The organism is Mesorhizobium sp. ESP6-5, assembly GCF_020164695.1.
Classification (GTDB): domain Bacteria; phylum Pseudomonadota; class Alphaproteobacteria; order Rhizobiales; family Rhizobiaceae; genus Mesorhizobium; species Mesorhizobium australicum.
Map to the genome: position 1 here is coordinate 175,798 of NZ_JAIUGR010000006.1, position 15,226 is coordinate 191,023.

The 15,226-nt window shown below is 64.0% G+C and carries 14 protein-coding genes; 9 read left to right on the forward strand and 5 right to left on the reverse strand.

What is annotated here, in order from left to right:
• The first annotated feature begins 16 nt into the window (after positions 1 to 16).
• A complete protein-coding gene (locus LB524_RS11910; RefSeq protein ID WP_224526481.1) occupies positions 17 to 916 on the forward strand; it encodes a hypothetical protein in 900 nt (299 codons plus the stop codon).
• Here LB524_RS11910 and LB524_RS11915 read toward each other — a convergent pair.
• Both LB524_RS11915 and LB524_RS11920 read right to left on the reverse strand, forming a co-directional pair.
• Positions 903 to 1,682 carry a phosphodiesterase gene (locus tag LB524_RS11915; protein ID WP_140712769.1) on the reverse strand — a complete coding sequence of 260 codons (780 nt, stop codon included), beginning with the start codon at positions 1,680 to 1,682 and terminating at the stop codon, positions 903 to 905. The genes LB524_RS11910 and LB524_RS11915 overlap by 14 nt on opposite strands.
• Positions 1,683 to 1,747: 65 nt before the next feature.
• Positions 1,748 to 2,536 carry a 3-hydroxybutyrate dehydrogenase gene (locus LB524_RS11920; RefSeq protein WP_224526483.1) on the reverse strand — a complete coding sequence of 263 codons (789 nt, stop codon included), beginning with the start codon at positions 2,534 to 2,536 and terminating at the stop codon, positions 1,748 to 1,750.
• Positions 2,537 to 2,780: 244 nt separating this feature from the next.
• Here LB524_RS11920 and LB524_RS11925 point away from each other — a divergent pair, with 244 nt between their 5' ends.
• On the forward strand, positions 2,781 to 3,569 hold the full coding sequence (locus tag LB524_RS11925; protein ID WP_140616765.1) for an acetoacetate decarboxylase: 789 nt from the start codon (positions 2,781 to 2,783) through the stop codon (positions 3,567 to 3,569).
• Positions 3,562 to 4,722: a patatin-like phospholipase family protein gene (locus LB524_RS11930; protein ID WP_140616764.1), complete on the forward strand. Its 1,161-nt coding sequence runs from the start codon at positions 3,562 to 3,564 to the stop codon at positions 4,720 to 4,722. The genes LB524_RS11925 and LB524_RS11930 overlap by 8 nt, the downstream gene beginning before the upstream one ends.
• A 63-nt stretch (positions 4,723 to 4,785) precedes the next feature.
• Here LB524_RS11930 and LB524_RS11935 read toward each other — a convergent pair whose 3' ends face one another.
• The 3 genes from LB524_RS11935 to LB524_RS11945 form a co-directional block, all read right to left on the reverse strand.
• Positions 4,786 to 5,811 carry a transporter gene (locus LB524_RS11935; protein WP_224526486.1) on the reverse strand — a complete coding sequence of 342 codons (1,026 nt, stop codon included), beginning with the start codon at positions 5,809 to 5,811 and terminating at the stop codon, positions 4,786 to 4,788.
• 89 nt (positions 5,812 to 5,900) lie between these two features.
• Positions 5,901 to 7,511 (reverse strand): inorganic phosphate transporter, encoded by a 1,611-nt coding sequence (locus tag LB524_RS11940; protein WP_015315442.1) that lies wholly within the window; start codon positions 7,509 to 7,511, stop codon positions 5,901 to 5,903.
• A gap of 105 nt (positions 7,512 to 7,616) precedes the next feature.
• Entirely contained in the window at positions 7,617 to 8,831 is a 1,215-nt protein-coding gene (locus LB524_RS11945; protein ID WP_224526505.1) for an ROK family transcriptional regulator, read from the reverse strand.
• 216 nt (positions 8,832 to 9,047) lie between these two features.
• Between LB524_RS11945 and LB524_RS11950 the strand changes: the two genes are divergently transcribed.
• The 6 genes from LB524_RS11950 to LB524_RS11975 all read left to right on the forward strand — a co-directional run bounded on the left by LB524_RS11950 (position 9,048) and on the right by LB524_RS11975 (position 15,223).
• A complete protein-coding gene (locus LB524_RS11950) occupies positions 9,048 to 10,286 on the forward strand; it encodes an extracellular solute-binding protein (protein WP_015315440.1) in 1,239 nt (412 codons plus the stop codon).
• Positions 10,287 to 10,473: 187 nt separating this feature from the next.
• Positions 10,474 to 11,358, forward strand: a complete 885-nt coding sequence (locus LB524_RS11955; RefSeq protein ID WP_140720142.1) for a carbohydrate ABC transporter permease — start codon at positions 10,474 to 10,476, stop codon at positions 11,356 to 11,358.
• Entirely contained in the window at positions 11,358 to 12,203 is an 846-nt protein-coding gene (locus LB524_RS11960) for a carbohydrate ABC transporter permease (RefSeq protein ID WP_224526508.1), read from the forward strand. Before LB524_RS11955 ends, LB524_RS11960 begins: the two co-directional genes overlap by 1 nt.
• Complete coding sequence (locus tag LB524_RS11965) at positions 12,200 to 13,222, forward strand: SIS domain-containing protein (RefSeq protein ID WP_224526511.1); 1,023 nt, start codon at positions 12,200 to 12,202, stop codon at positions 13,220 to 13,222. Before LB524_RS11960 ends, LB524_RS11965 begins: the two co-directional genes overlap by 4 nt.
• Positions 13,222 to 14,160, forward strand: a complete 939-nt coding sequence (locus LB524_RS11970) for a PfkB family carbohydrate kinase (RefSeq protein ID WP_224526531.1) — start codon at positions 13,222 to 13,224, stop codon at positions 14,158 to 14,160. Before LB524_RS11965 ends, LB524_RS11970 begins: the two co-directional genes overlap by 1 nt.
• A complete protein-coding gene (locus LB524_RS11975) occupies positions 14,147 to 15,223 on the forward strand; it encodes an ABC transporter ATP-binding protein (RefSeq protein ID WP_224526533.1) in 1,077 nt (358 codons plus the stop codon). Before LB524_RS11970 ends, LB524_RS11975 begins: the two co-directional genes overlap by 14 nt.
• Positions 15,224 to 15,226: the final 3 nt, after the last annotated feature.

Below are 15,226 nucleotides of genomic sequence, written 5' to 3' on the forward strand. Positions count from 1 at the left end.
AATGGCGAAGTTTGTAATGAGCTGGAAGCCGGCCAAGGGCCTTGTTGATCTGCTGAACCACAACTGGCCTGTCAGAAAGGCCAAGGCTTTTCGCAACGCCTTGATTGAGCGTGATTTTCGCGGGCGCGGCGTTCCCGAAGGCCTGAAATTCACCGAGGAGCTGCTGCAAACCGGTTCCCGGCGCTTCTGCTTTGTCATAGCCTTCAACACGCCCTGGGTCATCGATGCGCTCACCCGAGCCTGGCAATTGTACTCCTCGGGGATGACGCTGGTGGTCATCGACAATTCATCCGATCGATCGGCAAGGGTGCGTATCGCGGACATCTGCCGGGCGCGAAAAACCGCTTATTTCGGTTTGCCCCGGAACCGGGAGAGCCATCCCAACCGATCGCACGGGATATCCATGAACTGGATCTTCCACAACATCGTTCGGCCTTTGCGGCCGGAGCTTTTCGGATTTCTGGATCACGACTGCTTTCCGACCGTCCCCGTGGACATCGCCGCGACGATGGAGGGAAAAATCGTCCACGGCTCAAAGCGCCCAGCGCAAGCGGACCCCGAGGCCTGGTTCATGTGGGCTGGGTTCTGCTTCTTCCGCTTCAGCGCCGTGCAAGGACTGGACCTGGACTTCACACCGCGTTTTGTCAGCGGAATGGACACCGGCGGCGGAAACTGGAGCCTGCTGTATCGCGGACTTGGCGAGAACGATGTTTCCGATGCGCAAAAGACGGCAGCCGATCTCGATGTTGATGGGATGGAAGCGGACCATCGGATGCTGGGCGGCGCCTTTTTCCACGTCGGCGGCGCCTCGCACAGAAAATTGGTCATGACCCCACAGTATCGGCGGCTGATCTCCAATTATGTGTGGGAGACCCATCTTGGCGGCGGCGAAAGCCGCCTCGTCAAGGATCCTTGACCGGCTCGGGCCGGCCCGTCTCAAAATCGTGGAAATGGACGACCACTCCATCCGCATCGATGAAGATGACGGCATAGGCGGGCGGCTCGTGGCCCAGCCGCCAGCTGTCCGAAAAATCGAGGGCGCTCTGATGATTGGTGCTGCGCAGCGTGCTGACCGGTATGCCGCGCCAGCTGCCGGCGATCAGCCTGTGGACATGGCCGGCAAAGATGTGGCCGACATTGCCGTGGCGCCGGAGAATGTCATGGAAGGCATCGGCGTCGGCGAGCCTGACCTCGTCGAGCACCGGCATGTGAATGCGGAACGGCGGGTGGTGCATGAAGAGGAAGACCGGCCTGTCGCGCGCTTCGTGCAGCTTCTCGTCCAGCCAGTCGAGACGGGCCGCGCACAGCCTGCCCTCGACATGTCCGCTGTCCAGTGTGTCGAGCAGGATCAGGCGGCCATCGCCGCCATCGAAAACGCTCTGGACAAACCCGCGCTCGGCCGGCGCTTCCGGGAACATTTCGAGAAAAAGCGCCCTGTCGTCGTGGTTGCCGAGCATCAGCCGGCAAGGCGGCACGAACCGCGCCAGCGCCCCTCGCAACGCCGCATAGGCCGCGCGCTCGCCATCATTGCTCAGGTCGCCTGATATCACCACCAGGTCGGCATCGGCATGGTTCCTGCCGATATCCGCCAGGCAGGCTTCCAGCCGCGCGAGCGGATCGGAACCGTAGAGAAGGCCACCCGGCGCCATCAGATGCGGATCGGAGAGCTGGATTATTTTCATTGGCCGCGCACTGCCTTCCTGCCGGCGCCCTGGCGTTGGCCTGAAGGCGGCATGTTTCGACCAATTTACTGTGCCGTCCAGCCGCCATCCATCGGTAACGTCGTGCCGGTGATCTGCCTGGCCGCATCCGAGCACAGGAACAATGCCAGTGCCGCAAGCTCTTCGACAGTAACGAATTCCTTGGTCGGCTGCGCCGCCAGCAGCACGTCGTGCTTGACCTGTTCCTCGGTCATGCCGCGCGCCTTCATCGTGTCGGGGATCTGCTTTTCGACCAGCGGCGTCCAGACATAGCCAGGCGCGATCGCGTTCACGGTGATGCCGTCCTGCGGGACTTCCAGCGCCACCGTCTTGGTCAGGCCTGCTATGCCGTGCTTGGCCGAGACATAGGCCGACTTGAACGGCGAGGCGACCAGCGCGTGCGCGGAAGCCGTGTTGATGATGCGGCCCCATTTGCGTGCCTTCATGCCGGGCACCACCGCCTTGATGGCGTAGAAGGCGGCCAAAAGGTTGATGCGGATGATGGCTTCCCATTTGTCGTCGGGAAACTCCTCGATCGGCGCCACATGCTGGATGCCCGCATTGTTGACCAGTATGTCGAGGCTGCCGAGCGCCTCTTCCGCGTCATGGATCATGGCGGTGACCGCGGCGCCATCCATCATGTTGGCATCGGAATAGCGGCACTTGACGCCGAAATCCTTCTCGATGCCGGCGCGCTCCCGCTCGATGGCGGCAGCATCGCCAAGACCGTTGATGGTAACGTTGGCGCCCTCGGCGGCAAAGGCGCGGGCGATTGCCAGGCCGATACCGCTGGTCGAGCCGGTGACGAGGGCATTCTTCGAAGACAGGGAACCCATGGGAAATCTCGCGCGAGGTGGGAGGGAACATGACGATATAATTGTGCGTCGCAGCATGACAATGGCAGAGCCATGTGTCGATGCGATTACAGCCAGACGACAACGCCTGCTTGTCCTCGCCCGGTTCGGAAACCATGGTCGTTAGGCTGACACGGCACTGTCATGGTGCCGTGCAACATAACCGTTGCGCATTCGCGCGGTCCTTCCTGAATGAATTCGTCCGACAGAACCTTGGGGCACCAGCATGGAAATCGCCGATGTCGTGAAGCGCGCCTATGCGATGCCGCTCACCAATCCCTCATTCCCGCCGGGTCCCTATCGCTTCTTCGATCGCGAATACATCATCATCACCTATCGCACGACACGCGAGGCGCTCGAGGCCGTCGTGCCGGCGCCGCTGGAAATCGACGAGCCGCTGGTCAAGTACGAATTCATCCGCATGCCGGACTCCACCGGCTTCGGCGACTACACCGAGACCGGTCAGGTCATTCCCGTGCGCTACAAGGGCCAGCATGGCGGCTACGTCCATTCGATGTATCTCGACGATGACGCGCCGATTGCCGGCGGTCGCGAGCTGTGGGGGTTTCCAAAGAAGCTCGCCAATCCCAAGATCGTCCATGAAGGCGAGGTGATCGTCGGCACGCTGCACTATGGCAGCGTTCTGTGCGCCACCGGCACGATGGGCTACAAGCATCGTGAGGCTGATCATGACCAGGTACTCGCCTCGCTCGCCGCCCCCAATTTCCTCATCAAGATCATTCCCCATGTCGACGGCACGCCGCGCATCTGCGAGCTGGTCCGCTACTACCTCACCGATATCACGCTGAAGGAAGCCTGGACGGCGCCCGCGGCGCTCGATCTGCGGCCCCATGTCATGGCCGACGTGGCGAAGCTGCCCGTGCTCGACATCGTGTCGGCGGTTCACTTCAAGGCCGATCTGACGCTCGGCCTGGGCGAAGTCGTGCATGATTACCTCGCTGACCACAGCCGATCCGCTGCCAGCGCAACCCAGCTGGAGAAAGTCAGTGCTTGATCGTAACCGCAACAAGGCAGCCGCCGCCACCATCGAGGAAATCACGGCGCAGTATGACCGTATCGCGCTGGTCTTTCAGGGCGGCGGCGCGCTCGGCGCCTATCAGGCCGGGGTCTATCAGGCGCTGGCCGATGCCGGCTGCGAGCCGACCTGGCTATCCGGCGTCTCCATCGGCGCCATCAATGCCGCGATCATCGCAGGCAACGAGCCGAGCCGCCGGCTGCAGCGGCTGGAACAGTTCTGGCAGACGATTTCCGGCCGCAAGATCTGGTCCTATACGCCCGAAGGCGACATCTACCGCGATATTCGCAACCAGACCTCATCGTTGATGACGATGACGATGGGCCAGCCCGGCTTCTTCAAGCCGCGCAATCCCAATCCCTGGTTCCAGCTGTCGGGCGCCGAAGGCGCCACCAGCTTCTACGACACCGCCGAATTGAAGGACACACTGGAGAGCCTGATCGACTTCGACGTGCTGAACGACGGCAAGAAGCGGCTGAGCGTCGGCGCGGTCAATGTCAGGACCGGTAACTTCGTCTATTTCGACACCGAGAAGGTGCGTATCGAGCCGGAGCACATCATGGCCAGCGGCGCGCTGCCGCCGGCCTTTCCTTCGATCCGCATCGAGGGCGAGTACTATTGGGATGGTGGCATCGTCTCCAACACGCCGCTGCAATACCTGCTCGACCAGGAAGAGGACCGTTCCTCGCTGGTCTTCCAGGTCGATCTGTTCAGCGCCCGCGGCGTGCTGCCGCGCGGCATGGCCGACGTGCTGTCGCGCCACAAGGACATCATGTATTCGAGCCGCACGCGGCAGAACACCGACAATTTCGAACGCATCCATGCGCTGAAGATGAAGCTGCTCGATGCGCTGAAGCGCGTGCCGTCGGAGCAGCTCAGGGAAGGCGAGCAGGAGTTGATCGCCGACTATTCCAACGCCGGCGTCGTCAACATCGTCCACCTGATCTACCAGCACAAAGGCTATGAGGGCCACGCCAAGGACTATGAGTTTTCGGGCACCTCGATGCGCGAGCATTGGGAAATGGGCCTCGAGGACACCGAGCGCACGCTGCGTCACAAGAAGTGGCTGATGCTGCCGACCAATGCCGACGGCGTCACCATCCACGACCTGCATCGCGAAGATCCGACCTGAGCGACCCAAAGAGCGGTTTTCCGTTTCCTCGGAACGCAGAGCCGCTCTGCCGTCTATTTTGGCTCAGAACCTAAGATTGGCGCCGGCTCTCAGCAGGAGCCAGTAGAACAGGCCGGTCGCGCCCGCCGCGATCAACAGCGCCAGTTCGAATCCGCCCGGCGTTTGCGTAAGCGGCAGCCCTGCGGTGTTCATGCCGAACATGCCGACAATCAGCGAGCCCGGCAGAAGCAGCGCGCTCATCACTGCCAGCGCCTTCAGGCTGCGGTTGGATTCGTCCGCGAGCTCGGCGGCGACCTCCTCCTGCAACAGCCGTGCACGGTCGTTGACCATGACGACTTCGCGGTCGAGCCTTTCCAGCCGCGTGGTAAGCCGGCGCAGGATCTCGTGCGCCCCCGCCGACAGCTCCCAGTCCGAGCGGTCCTCGTCCTGGAAAAGTGCCGCCAGCGCCGAGATCGGGCGGTGCAGGGAGACCGCCAGACGGCGAACATCTTTCAGCCGCCGCCTTTCGTCGGCAAGCCGCTCGGTCACCAAATGATCTTCCACTTCGTCGAGCCGCTTGGTGGCGGCAGCGAGCCGCAGGCTGGTGCTGCTGCAGAACGCCAGCACGATCGCCTCGAAAAGTTCGAAGGCGGTGGCGGGCCGCAGCCCCGCGGCCAGCGCCTCGTGCACCTCCTCGACCGCTGCCAGCGAATGGCGGCGGCCGGTCACCAGCAGCCGCTCCGAGACCGCGAAGCGCAATCTGCCGATGGTGGTCGACTGACGCGCGATTTCGCTGTGCAGGTCGGCGGAAATGCCATGCACGACACCATCCTCATGCGCCAGCGCGGGGCTGTCCTCATGGCCTTCGAGGATCGCGTTGGCCGAGGCCGGCAAGTCGCAGGTACGGCTGACCCAGGAATGGGCGCGCTGGTCGACGAGATCGACATGCAGCCAGACCCAGCCTTCCGGCATCGCCAGTGCCGCGTCGATATCGCGCGGAGCAAGCGCCACCGGGGTTTTGCCTGGTAAGCGGTGATAAGCCCAGACCAGGCCAGGCGCCGGATGCTGGTCGTCGACGGCAAGCAGGGCCAGATGCGATGCGTCGTTCATGACTGCCGCCCGAAATGGTCGCGAACCTGTCGCCGGAAAACGAGACGGCGCCATTGTGGCGCCGTCGGTAGTGTTGTCGCTTCGCCCGCTCAGAACACCTGGCGGAAGATGATGAACAGCACGAAGGCCAGCGTGATCGAGCACGGCAGGGTCAGCACCCAGGCGAGCAGCAGGTTGCGCACCGTCGACCATTGCAGGCCCGAGCCGTTGGCCGCCATGGTTCCGGCGACGCCGGACGACAGCACATGGGTCGTCGACACCGGCAGACCCAGACGGTCGGCCATGCCGATGGTGACCATCGCCACGAGTTCGGCGGCAGCGCCCTGGCCATAGGTCAGGTGGCTCTTGCCGATCTTCTCGCCGACCGTGACGACGATGCGTTTCCAGCCGACCATGGTGCCCAGGCCAAGCGCCAGGGCCACCGCGACCTTCACCCAGATCGGGATGAACTTCGTCGCGTTGTCGACGGCCTTGTGATAGTCGGTCACCGCCTTGAGATCGGCGGCCTCCATCGGCAGCAGCTGCTTCTTGTCAATCAGTTTCAGCGCCTCGCCAATCAGATAGATGTCGTTGCGGGCGTTGCTGACCAGATCGGTCGGCACGGTGTCGACCGAAGCGTAAGGCTGCAGCTCGGCCGTCGTGTTGTGGATGTAGCTCTGCAGAGCGACGGTCGTCTTGTCGCTCCAGCTCCGGGTGCGCACGGCATCCTGCACGGCAGCCTTGGCATCCTTCGCATCGGCGACGGTGACACCGGGCTTCACATATTTGCCCAGCGCGGTCTCCACGCTGACCGAGGCCGACTTGTAGGCTTCGAGATAGTTGATGTCGGGCGTGCGGTTGAGCGCGTAGGCCGTCGGCACCACGCCGATCAGGATCAGCATGATCAGGCCCATGCCCTTCTGGCCGTCATTGGAGCCATGCGCAAAGCTGACGCCGGTGCAGGTGAAGATCAGCAGCGCGCGGATCCACCAGGGCGGCGGCGCATTGCCTTTCGGCGCCTCGTAGAGCGCCGGATTGCGGACGAGAAGCTTCATCGCGTAGAGCAGGATCGCCGCGGCGAAGAAGCCGATGATCGGCGACACCAGCAAGGTCACGCCGACATTGGTCGCCTGCGACCAGTCGACGCCGCTGGTAGCGCTGCCGGCAGGTGCCATGAACTGGTTGGCGAGGCCGACACCGATGATCGAACCGACCATGGTGTGCGAGCTCGACGCCGGCAGGCCGAGGAACCAGGTGCCGAGGTTCCACAGGATGGCGGCTACGAGCAGTGCGAACACCATGGCAAAGCCGGAGGAAGAACCGACCTGCAGGATCAGCTCGACCGGCAGCAGCGACAGGATGCCGAAGGCGACCGCGCCGCTGGAAGTGAGAACCCCGAGGAAATTGAAGGCGCCCGACCACATGACGGCGAACTCCGCCGGCAGCGAGCGTGTGTAGATGACGGTCGCCACCGCATTGGCGGTGTCATGGAACCCGTTGACGAATTCGAAGCCGAGCGCGATCAGCAAGGCGATGCCGAGCAGGATCCACGGCACCGTCTTGGCCACCGCCAGGTCCTGGCTAAGCGCGTAGCCGACATAGACCACGCCGACCAGCACCAGCACACCGAAGACCGGCAGGAACCACTTCGCGCCACCCGAACTATCCAGCGGATGATCCGGCCTTGGAATGCCCGCCTCACTAGAAACTATGTCCACCATGTCCCACTCCTATTGCATTGCAGCAAAGAACTGGAAAAGACGCTATGTCCGGACGATGAACCCTGTGTGACGCCGGGAGAGGCTTGGCCTTACGCGCGGTCGCCTTCAGGCGGGACCGGAGCGTGTCTTCAGGATCGCCGAGAACAGCGGATCGAAGGCGCGGCTGATCGGCGCCGCCGCGGCTCCCAGCGCGATCGACCAGGGATCGGTTGTGCCGAGCTGCAGGCGTGGCAAGGTCCGGCCTGGCCGGTCGGCGATCGACGAAAGCAGCGGATGCATGGCCTCGACAAGCCGGCGCGCCAGCGCTTCCGGCGCGCCGCTGGTCAGGATGACTGTCTGTGGGTCGAAGATGGTTTCGATGAGATGCACGCTCCAGCGCAGATCATGGGCCGCGCCCTCGATCCAGCGCATGATCTTCACATCACCCGCCGCGGCCAGCGCGCCGATCTTTCCGTAGAGGTCCTCGTCGGCGGGATCGAGGCCAAGATGCTGGTAGAGCGAGGCGAGCGACGCGCGATGTTCGAGCGGTGTCGAGCCGGGACCGGCTGGCGACAGCAAGGCCATGCCGATTTCGCCGGCATTGCCATGGCCGCCGCTGTACAGTTCGCCGTTGAGGATCAGTCCGGCGCCAATGCCATAGCCGACATAAAGACACACTGCGTGGTCGACGCCGTGCGCGGCGCCGACGATGCGCTCGGCCGTCGCGCAGGCGGCGGCATCGTTCTGCAGGCCGACATTCAGTCCCGTGCCCTTGGCCAGCATGTCCAGCAGCGGAAACTTCTGCCAGGCCGGCATCATCCATTTGTCATCCGAATTTTTCAGGCCAAACGGTCCGGGCATGGCGACACCCAGGCCGACGAGGCGTTTTTCCGACTGCAACGAGATACCGGCCAGTTCGCGCCGGACGCCATCGATCAGGCCGAGGATCACCTCGACGCCCCTGGACGGCTCATCGAAAGGCAGGTTCGCCTCGGCCCGCGCCAGCACGCGGCCCATCAGATCGACCGCGACCGCCCGCGTCAGGTGACGGTCGATCTGAAGGCCGATGGCGAAAGCGCCTTCAGGCACCAGCCTGTAGGGGGTCGACGGTTGCCCCCTGCCCTTGCGCACCGCATCGAGCGCAACGACCAGGCCATCGCGTTCCAGGTCCTCGATGATGTTGGAAACCGCCTGCTTGGTAAGCTGCGTCGCCCGCGCCAGATCGGCCCGCGACAGCGCGCCGTTGAGACGCAGCGCCTCGACCATGACACGGCGGTTATGCGCGCTCGTGCCTTCCTGGTTGGTGCCGCTCTTGGCACGAATCGGGCTGATGTCGTCCACCGGCGTTTCCCCTCTTGACACCATTAGAATATTGATCGACTAATTAAGTCAAGCGAGTTGACTTAATGTAACCGAGCACCGCAAAACAAGATGGCCAAGGCTTCCGCCTGCCGCCACTGGTCAGCCGGCACCATCAGGTCACGCGACATGGATCCGGGAAGACGATGCCAAACATCTGGCAGCGCCGGCCCGTCAACGCTGCAATGGGAGAAGAAAATGCTTAAGACGATCACCAAGACACTGGTCGGCGCGGTTTTTGCCGGAGGACTGTTCGTCCCCCACGCTTTCGCCGAGACGACGCTCAACGCGCTTTTCATGGCGCAGGCCGCCTACAGCGAGGCCGACGTGCGTGCGATGACCGATGCCTTCACCAAGGCCAATCCGGACGTCAAGGTCAATCTCGAATTCGTCCCCTATGAGGGCCTGCACGACAAGACCGTGCTCGCCCAAGGGTCGGGCGGAGGCTATGACGTCGTCCTCTTCGACGTCATCTGGCCGGCCGAATACGCCACCAACAAGGTGCTGGTCGATGTGTCTTCCAAGATCACCGACGACATGAAAAAGGGCGTGTTGCCCGGCGCCTGGACCACGGTGCAGTATGACGGCAAGTCCTATGGCATGCCGTGGATCCTCGACACCAAATACCTGTTTTACAACAAGGATATCCTGGAAAAGGCCGGCATCAAGGCCCCGCCGAAGACCTGGGAAGAGCTCGGCGCACAGGCCAAGATCATCCAGGACAAGGGCCTGCTGAAGACGCCGATCGCGTGGAGCTGGTCGCAGGCGGAAGCGGCCATCTGCGACTACACCACGCTGGTCAGCGCCTATGGCGGCGACTTCCTCAAGGACGGCAAGCCGGACTTCCAGAATGGCGGCGGCCTGCTGGCCCTGAAATACATGGTCGACAGCTACAAGTCGGGTCTCACCAATCCCAATTCCAAGGAATTCCTCGAAGAGGACGTGCGCAAGGTTTTCGAAAACGGCGATGCCGCCTTCGCGCTGAACTGGACCTACATGTATAACATGGCCAACGACCCGAAGGACTCGAAGGTGGCCGGCAAGGTCGGCGTCGTGCCGGCGCCAGGCGTTGCCGGCACCAGCGAAGTGTCGGCCGTCAACGGTTCGATGGGTCTCGGCGTCACCGCGGTCTCGAAGCATCCGGACGAAGCCTGGAAGTACATCACCTTCATGACTTCGCAGGCGACGCAGAACCAGTACGCCAAGCTCTCGCTGCCGATCTGGGCCTCGTCCTATGACGACCCTACGGTCACCAAGGGCCAGGAAGAACTGATCGCCGCTGCCAAGCTCGGTCTGGCCGCCATGTATCCGCGTCCGACCACGCCGAAATACCAGGAGCTGTCGACCGCGCTGCAGCAGGCAATCCAGGAATCGCTGCTCGGGACGTCTTCGCCGGAAGACGCCCTGAAGACCGCCGCGCAGAACAGCGGCCTCTGAGACAAGCCAGTCGTTCGATACGGGCGGCATCACAGCGTTGCATCCCTTATGACGCGCAAAAGACGCTGTAGCACTTTCTATCTTGTGCATGATCCTTTCCGGAAATCGGCCTCCGATTTCCGGGGTCATGCGCGAGTGCCGCCCGTGCTATGTCCAGATCACAGATGAGATAAGAGAGGCTGCTCTGATGTCGAGCACCTGGATGACGACCCGCGCATGGCTCTTGATGCTGCCTTTGCTCGTGGTCATGGTCGCCGTCATCGGCTGGCCGCTGGTCGATACGGTCGGGCTCTCCTTCACCGATGCCAAGCTGGTCGGCACGGCTGGCAATTTTGTCGGCTTCGACAATTATTCCAACATGCTGTCGAGCACCAACTTCTCGCGCACACTGATCACCACGACCCTGTTCGCGATTATTTCGGTTGCCGCCGAAATGGTGATCGGCGTCCTCGCCGCCCTGCTGCTCAACCAGGACTTTCGCGGCCGCGCAATCCTGCGCGCCCTGATGATCCTGCCCTGGGCATTGCCCACGGTGGTCAACGCCACGCTGTGGCGGCTGATCTACAATCCCGAATATGGCGCGCTGAATGCCGCCTTGACGCAGTTGCACCTCATCGACGCCTATCGGTCCTGGCTCGGCGAGCCGGGAACGGCGCTGGCTGCCCTCATCGTTGCGGACTGCTGGAAGAACTTTCCGCTGGTGGCGCTGATCGCGCTCGCCGCCCTCCAAGCGGTGCCGCGTGACATCACCGCCGCCTCGCTGGTTGATGGAGCAGGACCGTTCAACCGTTTCCGCTTCGTCATCCTGCCCTATCTTGCCGGCCCGCTGATGGTGGCGCTGGTGCTGCGCACCATCGAGGCCTTCAAGGTCTTCGATATCATTTGGGTGATGACACGCGGCGGTCCGGCAAACACCACGCGAACACTCTCGATCCTCGTCTACCAGGAAGCGTTCTCCTTCCAGCGCGCCGGTTCGGGCGCGTCGCTGGCGCTGATCGTCACCTTGCTCGTCACGCTGCTCGCCGTCGCCTACGCCGCCCTGGTGCGAAAGACCGCCGGGAGCGCCGCCTGATGGAGCGCAAGAGCCTCGCCTTCACCGTCTTCATTTACGTCTGCGCGCTGCTGCTTGCCGCCATCATCCTGGCGCCTATCGCCTGGCTGTTCATCATGAGCATTTCGCCGGCCGCCGATCTTGCGGCCAAGCCGCTGCGCTGGTGGCCGCAGGCAGCCGACTTCTCCCGCTACCGGCAATTGCTGTCGACGGCCGAAAACAGCGCCGGCGCCGCCTTCACCTCGTCGCTGCGCAACAGTCTTGAGATCGCCGCCATGGCGACGCTGGCGGCACTCGCCTTGGCCATCCCCGCCGGCTGGGCGGTTTCGCGCACACCGTCGATCGGCTGGTCGCTGTCGATGGTCATCGCCACCTACATGCTGCCGCCGGTGGCGCTCGCCGTACCGCTCTATATGGGCCTGTCGCATCTTGGCCTGCTCAACAATGTCTTCGGCCTGGCGCTTGTGTATCTCACCATACTGGCGCCCTTCACCACCTGGCTGATGAAATCCGGCTTCGATTCCATCCCGCGCGAGATCGAGGCCGCGGCGATGATCGACGGCGCCGGCCTGTTCCAGACATTGCGCATCATCACCTTGCCGCTGGCCGCGCCCGTGATGGCGACATCGGCACTGTTCGCCGTGCTGCTGGCCTGGGACGAATTCTTCTATGCGTTGCTGTTTACCTCCGACCAGCGCGCCAAGACGCTCACCGTCGCCATCGCCGATTTGGCCGGCGGCCGTGTTTCCGACTACGGATTGATTGCCACGGCTGGCGTGCTGGCCGCCTTGCCGCCGGTGCTGATCGGCCTCGTCATGCAGCGGGCGCTGATCTCGGGCCTGACCAGCGGCGGTGTGAAAGGATGAACATGACTGCAGATAAAGAACGGCCGGCCGGACTGACCGCCATCGACCGCGAAATGGCGCGCCAGCACGCCGATGCGCGTGCTTCGTTCGAGAACAACGCTGCCATGGCGGCAGACGTCGCCGCTTCGATCAGGAAGAGCGGCCGCCTGCTTCTGCTTGGCATGGGCGGCTCGCACGCGGTCGGCCGTGCCGTCGAGCCGCTCTATCGTGCACTCGGCATCGATGCGCTGGCGCTGCCACTGTCCGAGCAGCTCGGCCAACCATTGCCGCTGGCGGACCGGACGGTGCTTGTGACTTCGCAATCCGGCGAGAGCGCCGAAGTCGTCAGATGGTTTGCGCAGGCCGGCGGCAGCTCGGACGTTTTCGGCCTGACGCTCGAAGGCGGTTCTTTTCTTGCCCGCACCGCGCCTTGCCTTGTCGGCGCCGGCGGCACGGAGCTGGCCTTCGCCGCGACCCGCAGCCTGACCGTGACCCTGGCCCTGCACCTGGCCATCCTCGCGGCTCTGGGCGAGGATCCGGCTCCTGCCTTTGCCATGCTCGAAGCTCCGCAGCATTGCGATATCGCCCAAGCACTCGCCGCGCTTGGCAAGGTGGATACGATCGTCACCTCCGGCCGCCGCCTGCAGGGCGTGGCCGAAGCCCTGGCGCTTGGCTTGACCGAACTGTCGCGGCTGCCCTGCTTTTCGCTCGAGGGCGGCCAGTTGCGGCACGGGCCGATGGAGATGCTCGGCCCTCAGATCGGCGTCATCCTGTTTCGCGGTGCCGACCCGACTTCGGAGCTGGTAACCGCGATGGCACTTTCGGTGGTCGAAGCCGGCGCGCCGCTGGTCATCTTCGACGCGTCCGGGCAAGCGCCGGTCGCCGGGGCCGTCACGCTCACGTTCAAACCAGCCGCGGGGATGGCCGCTATCCTCGCAATGCTGCCGGTGGCACAGCGCCTGATGATCGCCTTCGCGGACGGTCGCGTCGACAATGCGGGCACGCCGGTGCGCACCACCAAGATCACCAGGAGCGAGTGATGCGCCCGCTGGCGGTGATCGGCAACGTCAATGTCGACCTGATCGTCGGCCCGGTCGCGCCATGGCCGAAGGCGGGAACCGAGACCGTCGTCGACCATGACGAATTGCGCGTCGGCGGCCAGGCCGGCAACACCGGGCTCGCCTGGCAAGCGCTGGGCGTAGACTTTGCGATTGCCGCCAACGTCGGTGACGACCAGTTCGGCCGCTGGCTTGGTGAGGCTTTTGGCGTCCGCGCCGAGAAATGGGCTATCCGTCCCGAAGGCACGACATTGTCGGTCGGGATGACCCACCCCGATGGCGAACGGACCTTCTTCACCACACGCGGGCACTTGCCACGCTTCGGCCTCGCCGATGTCTTGTCGGTTCTCGACGGCCCCGCACTCTCCGGTGGCTACGCCCTGCTCTGCGGCTCCTTCCTGACGGAAGACCTCACGCGCGACTACAATGCTTTTTTCGACTGGGCCGACAGCCACGGCATTGCCGTGGCGCTCGACACAGGCTGGCCGATCGATGGCTGGACCGCGGCCAATTGCGCCGCGACGAGGACATGGCTGTCGCGCTGCGCGCTGGCGCTGTTCAACGAGGTTGAGACGGTGACCCTGGCGGGGTTGCCAAGTCCGGCGGAAGCGGCGCGTGAAATCCGATCCAGCATGAGGCAAGGCGCGACCTTCGTCGTCAAGCGCGGGCCACGTGGCGCCATCGCCGTCGGCCCGGACGGCACTCTCGTCGAAGCCGCCGCGCCCGACGTCAGGGTGGTCGACACGATCGGTGCCGGCGACGTCTTCAATGCCGCCTTCCTGGCCGCATTGGCACAGGAACGGCCGCTGTCCGCTTGCCTCCGCGCCGCTACGCACGTCGCCTCGCGCGCCATTTCCACCTTGCCCCGCAACTATGGCGGGCCGATGCAGTTTGAGGGTCCCATGCATGAGCGCGCTTGAAATCCGCGGCATCCGCAAGAGCTACGGCAGCGTCGAGACGTTGAAAGGCATCGACATCGCGCTGCAGAGCGGTGAATTCCTGGTGCTGCTCGGCTCGTCGGGCTGCGGAAAATCGACGCTTCTCAACATCATCGCCGGCCTTGCCGAGGCGACCAGCGGCGACGTCCTGATCGGTGGCCGCTCGATCCTCGGCGTCCACCCCAAGAACCGAGATATCGCCATGGTCTTCCAGTCCTACGCGCTCTATCCGAACCTGACCGTGCGCCGCAACATCGGCTTTGGACTGGAGATGCGCGGCGTCGCGGCCGACGAGCGCGACAGGGCGGTGAACGAAGCGGCAAGGCTGCTGCAGATCGAGGCTCTGCTCGACCGCAAGCCGAGTCAGCTTTCCGGCGGCCAGCGCCAGCGCGTCGCCATCGGCCGGGCCCTGGTGCGCAAGCCACAGGTCTTCCTGTTCGACGAGCCGCTGTCCAATCTCGACGCCAAACTGCGCCTGGAAATGCGCACGGAATTGAAGCGCCTGCACCAAATGCTGCGGACGACCGTCGTCTACGTCACCCATGACCAGATCGAGGCGATGACGCTGGCCAGCCGCATCGCCGTCATGCGCGACGGCCGGATCGAGCAGCTCGGCACCCCCGAGGAGATCTACAACGACCCGGCGACACTCTACGTCGCCGGCTTTGTCGGCGCGCCGTCGATGAACATGCTGCAGGCCACCGTCACCGACGGCAAGCTGGCCATTGCCGGATCCGATGTATGGATCCCCGTGCCGGCACGCTATGCGAATGCGGCACGTGAGGGTGCACAAATGGTCGTCGGCATCAGGCCGGAAGCGCTGCGTGCGGCGACCGGAGCCGCCGCGGAGCTGTCACTGCCCGTCGAGATCGAGGTCGTCGAACTGACCGGCCCCGAGCTGGTCACCACGGCGCGGATCGGCACGCAACGGCTGACGGCCAGCTTGCCGCCGCGCGTCCAATTCGCCAAGGGCGAACAGCGCAACCTCGCCTTCGACGAGGCCGCGCTTCGCTTGTTCGATCCTTCGACGGGCAAGGCCCTGTAAGCG

Excerpts from the sequence above, each read along its gene's own strand:
- LB524_RS11965 (WP_224526511.1), top strand. The coding sequence starts at position 12,200 with ATGAACATGACTGCAGATAAAGAACGGCCGGCCGGACTGACCGCCATC.
- LB524_RS11955 (WP_140720142.1), top strand. The coding sequence starts at position 10,474 with ATGTCGAGCACCTGGATGACGACCCGCGCATGGCTCTTGATGCTGCCT.
- LB524_RS11960 (WP_224526508.1), top strand. The coding sequence starts at position 11,358 with ATGGAGCGCAAGAGCCTCGCCTTCACCGTCTTCATTTACGTCTGCGCG.
- LB524_RS11935 (WP_224526486.1), bottom strand. The coding sequence starts at position 5,811 with ATGAACGACGCATCGCATCTGGCCCTGCTTGCCGTCGACGACCAGCAT.
- LB524_RS11940 (WP_015315442.1), bottom strand. The coding sequence starts at position 7,511 with ATGGTGGACATAGTTTCTAGTGAGGCGGGCATTCCAAGGCCGGATCAT.
- LB524_RS11950 (WP_015315440.1), top strand. The coding sequence starts at position 9,048 with ATGCTTAAGACGATCACCAAGACACTGGTCGGCGCGGTTTTTGCCGGA.
- LB524_RS11970 (WP_224526531.1), top strand. The coding sequence starts at position 13,222 with ATGCGCCCGCTGGCGGTGATCGGCAACGTCAATGTCGACCTGATCGTC.
- LB524_RS11915 (WP_140712769.1), bottom strand. The coding sequence starts at position 1,682 with ATGAAAATAATCCAGCTCTCCGATCCGCATCTGATGGCGCCGGGTGGC.
- LB524_RS11920 (WP_224526483.1), bottom strand. The coding sequence starts at position 2,536 with ATGGGTTCCCTGTCTTCGAAGAATGCCCTCGTCACCGGCTCGACCAGC.
- LB524_RS11910 (WP_224526481.1), top strand. The coding sequence starts at position 17 with ATGAGCTGGAAGCCGGCCAAGGGCCTTGTTGATCTGCTGAACCACAAC.
- LB524_RS11925 (WP_140616765.1), top strand. The coding sequence starts at position 2,781 with ATGGAAATCGCCGATGTCGTGAAGCGCGCCTATGCGATGCCGCTCACC.
- LB524_RS11975 (WP_224526533.1), top strand. The coding sequence starts at position 14,147 with ATGAGCGCGCTTGAAATCCGCGGCATCCGCAAGAGCTACGGCAGCGTC.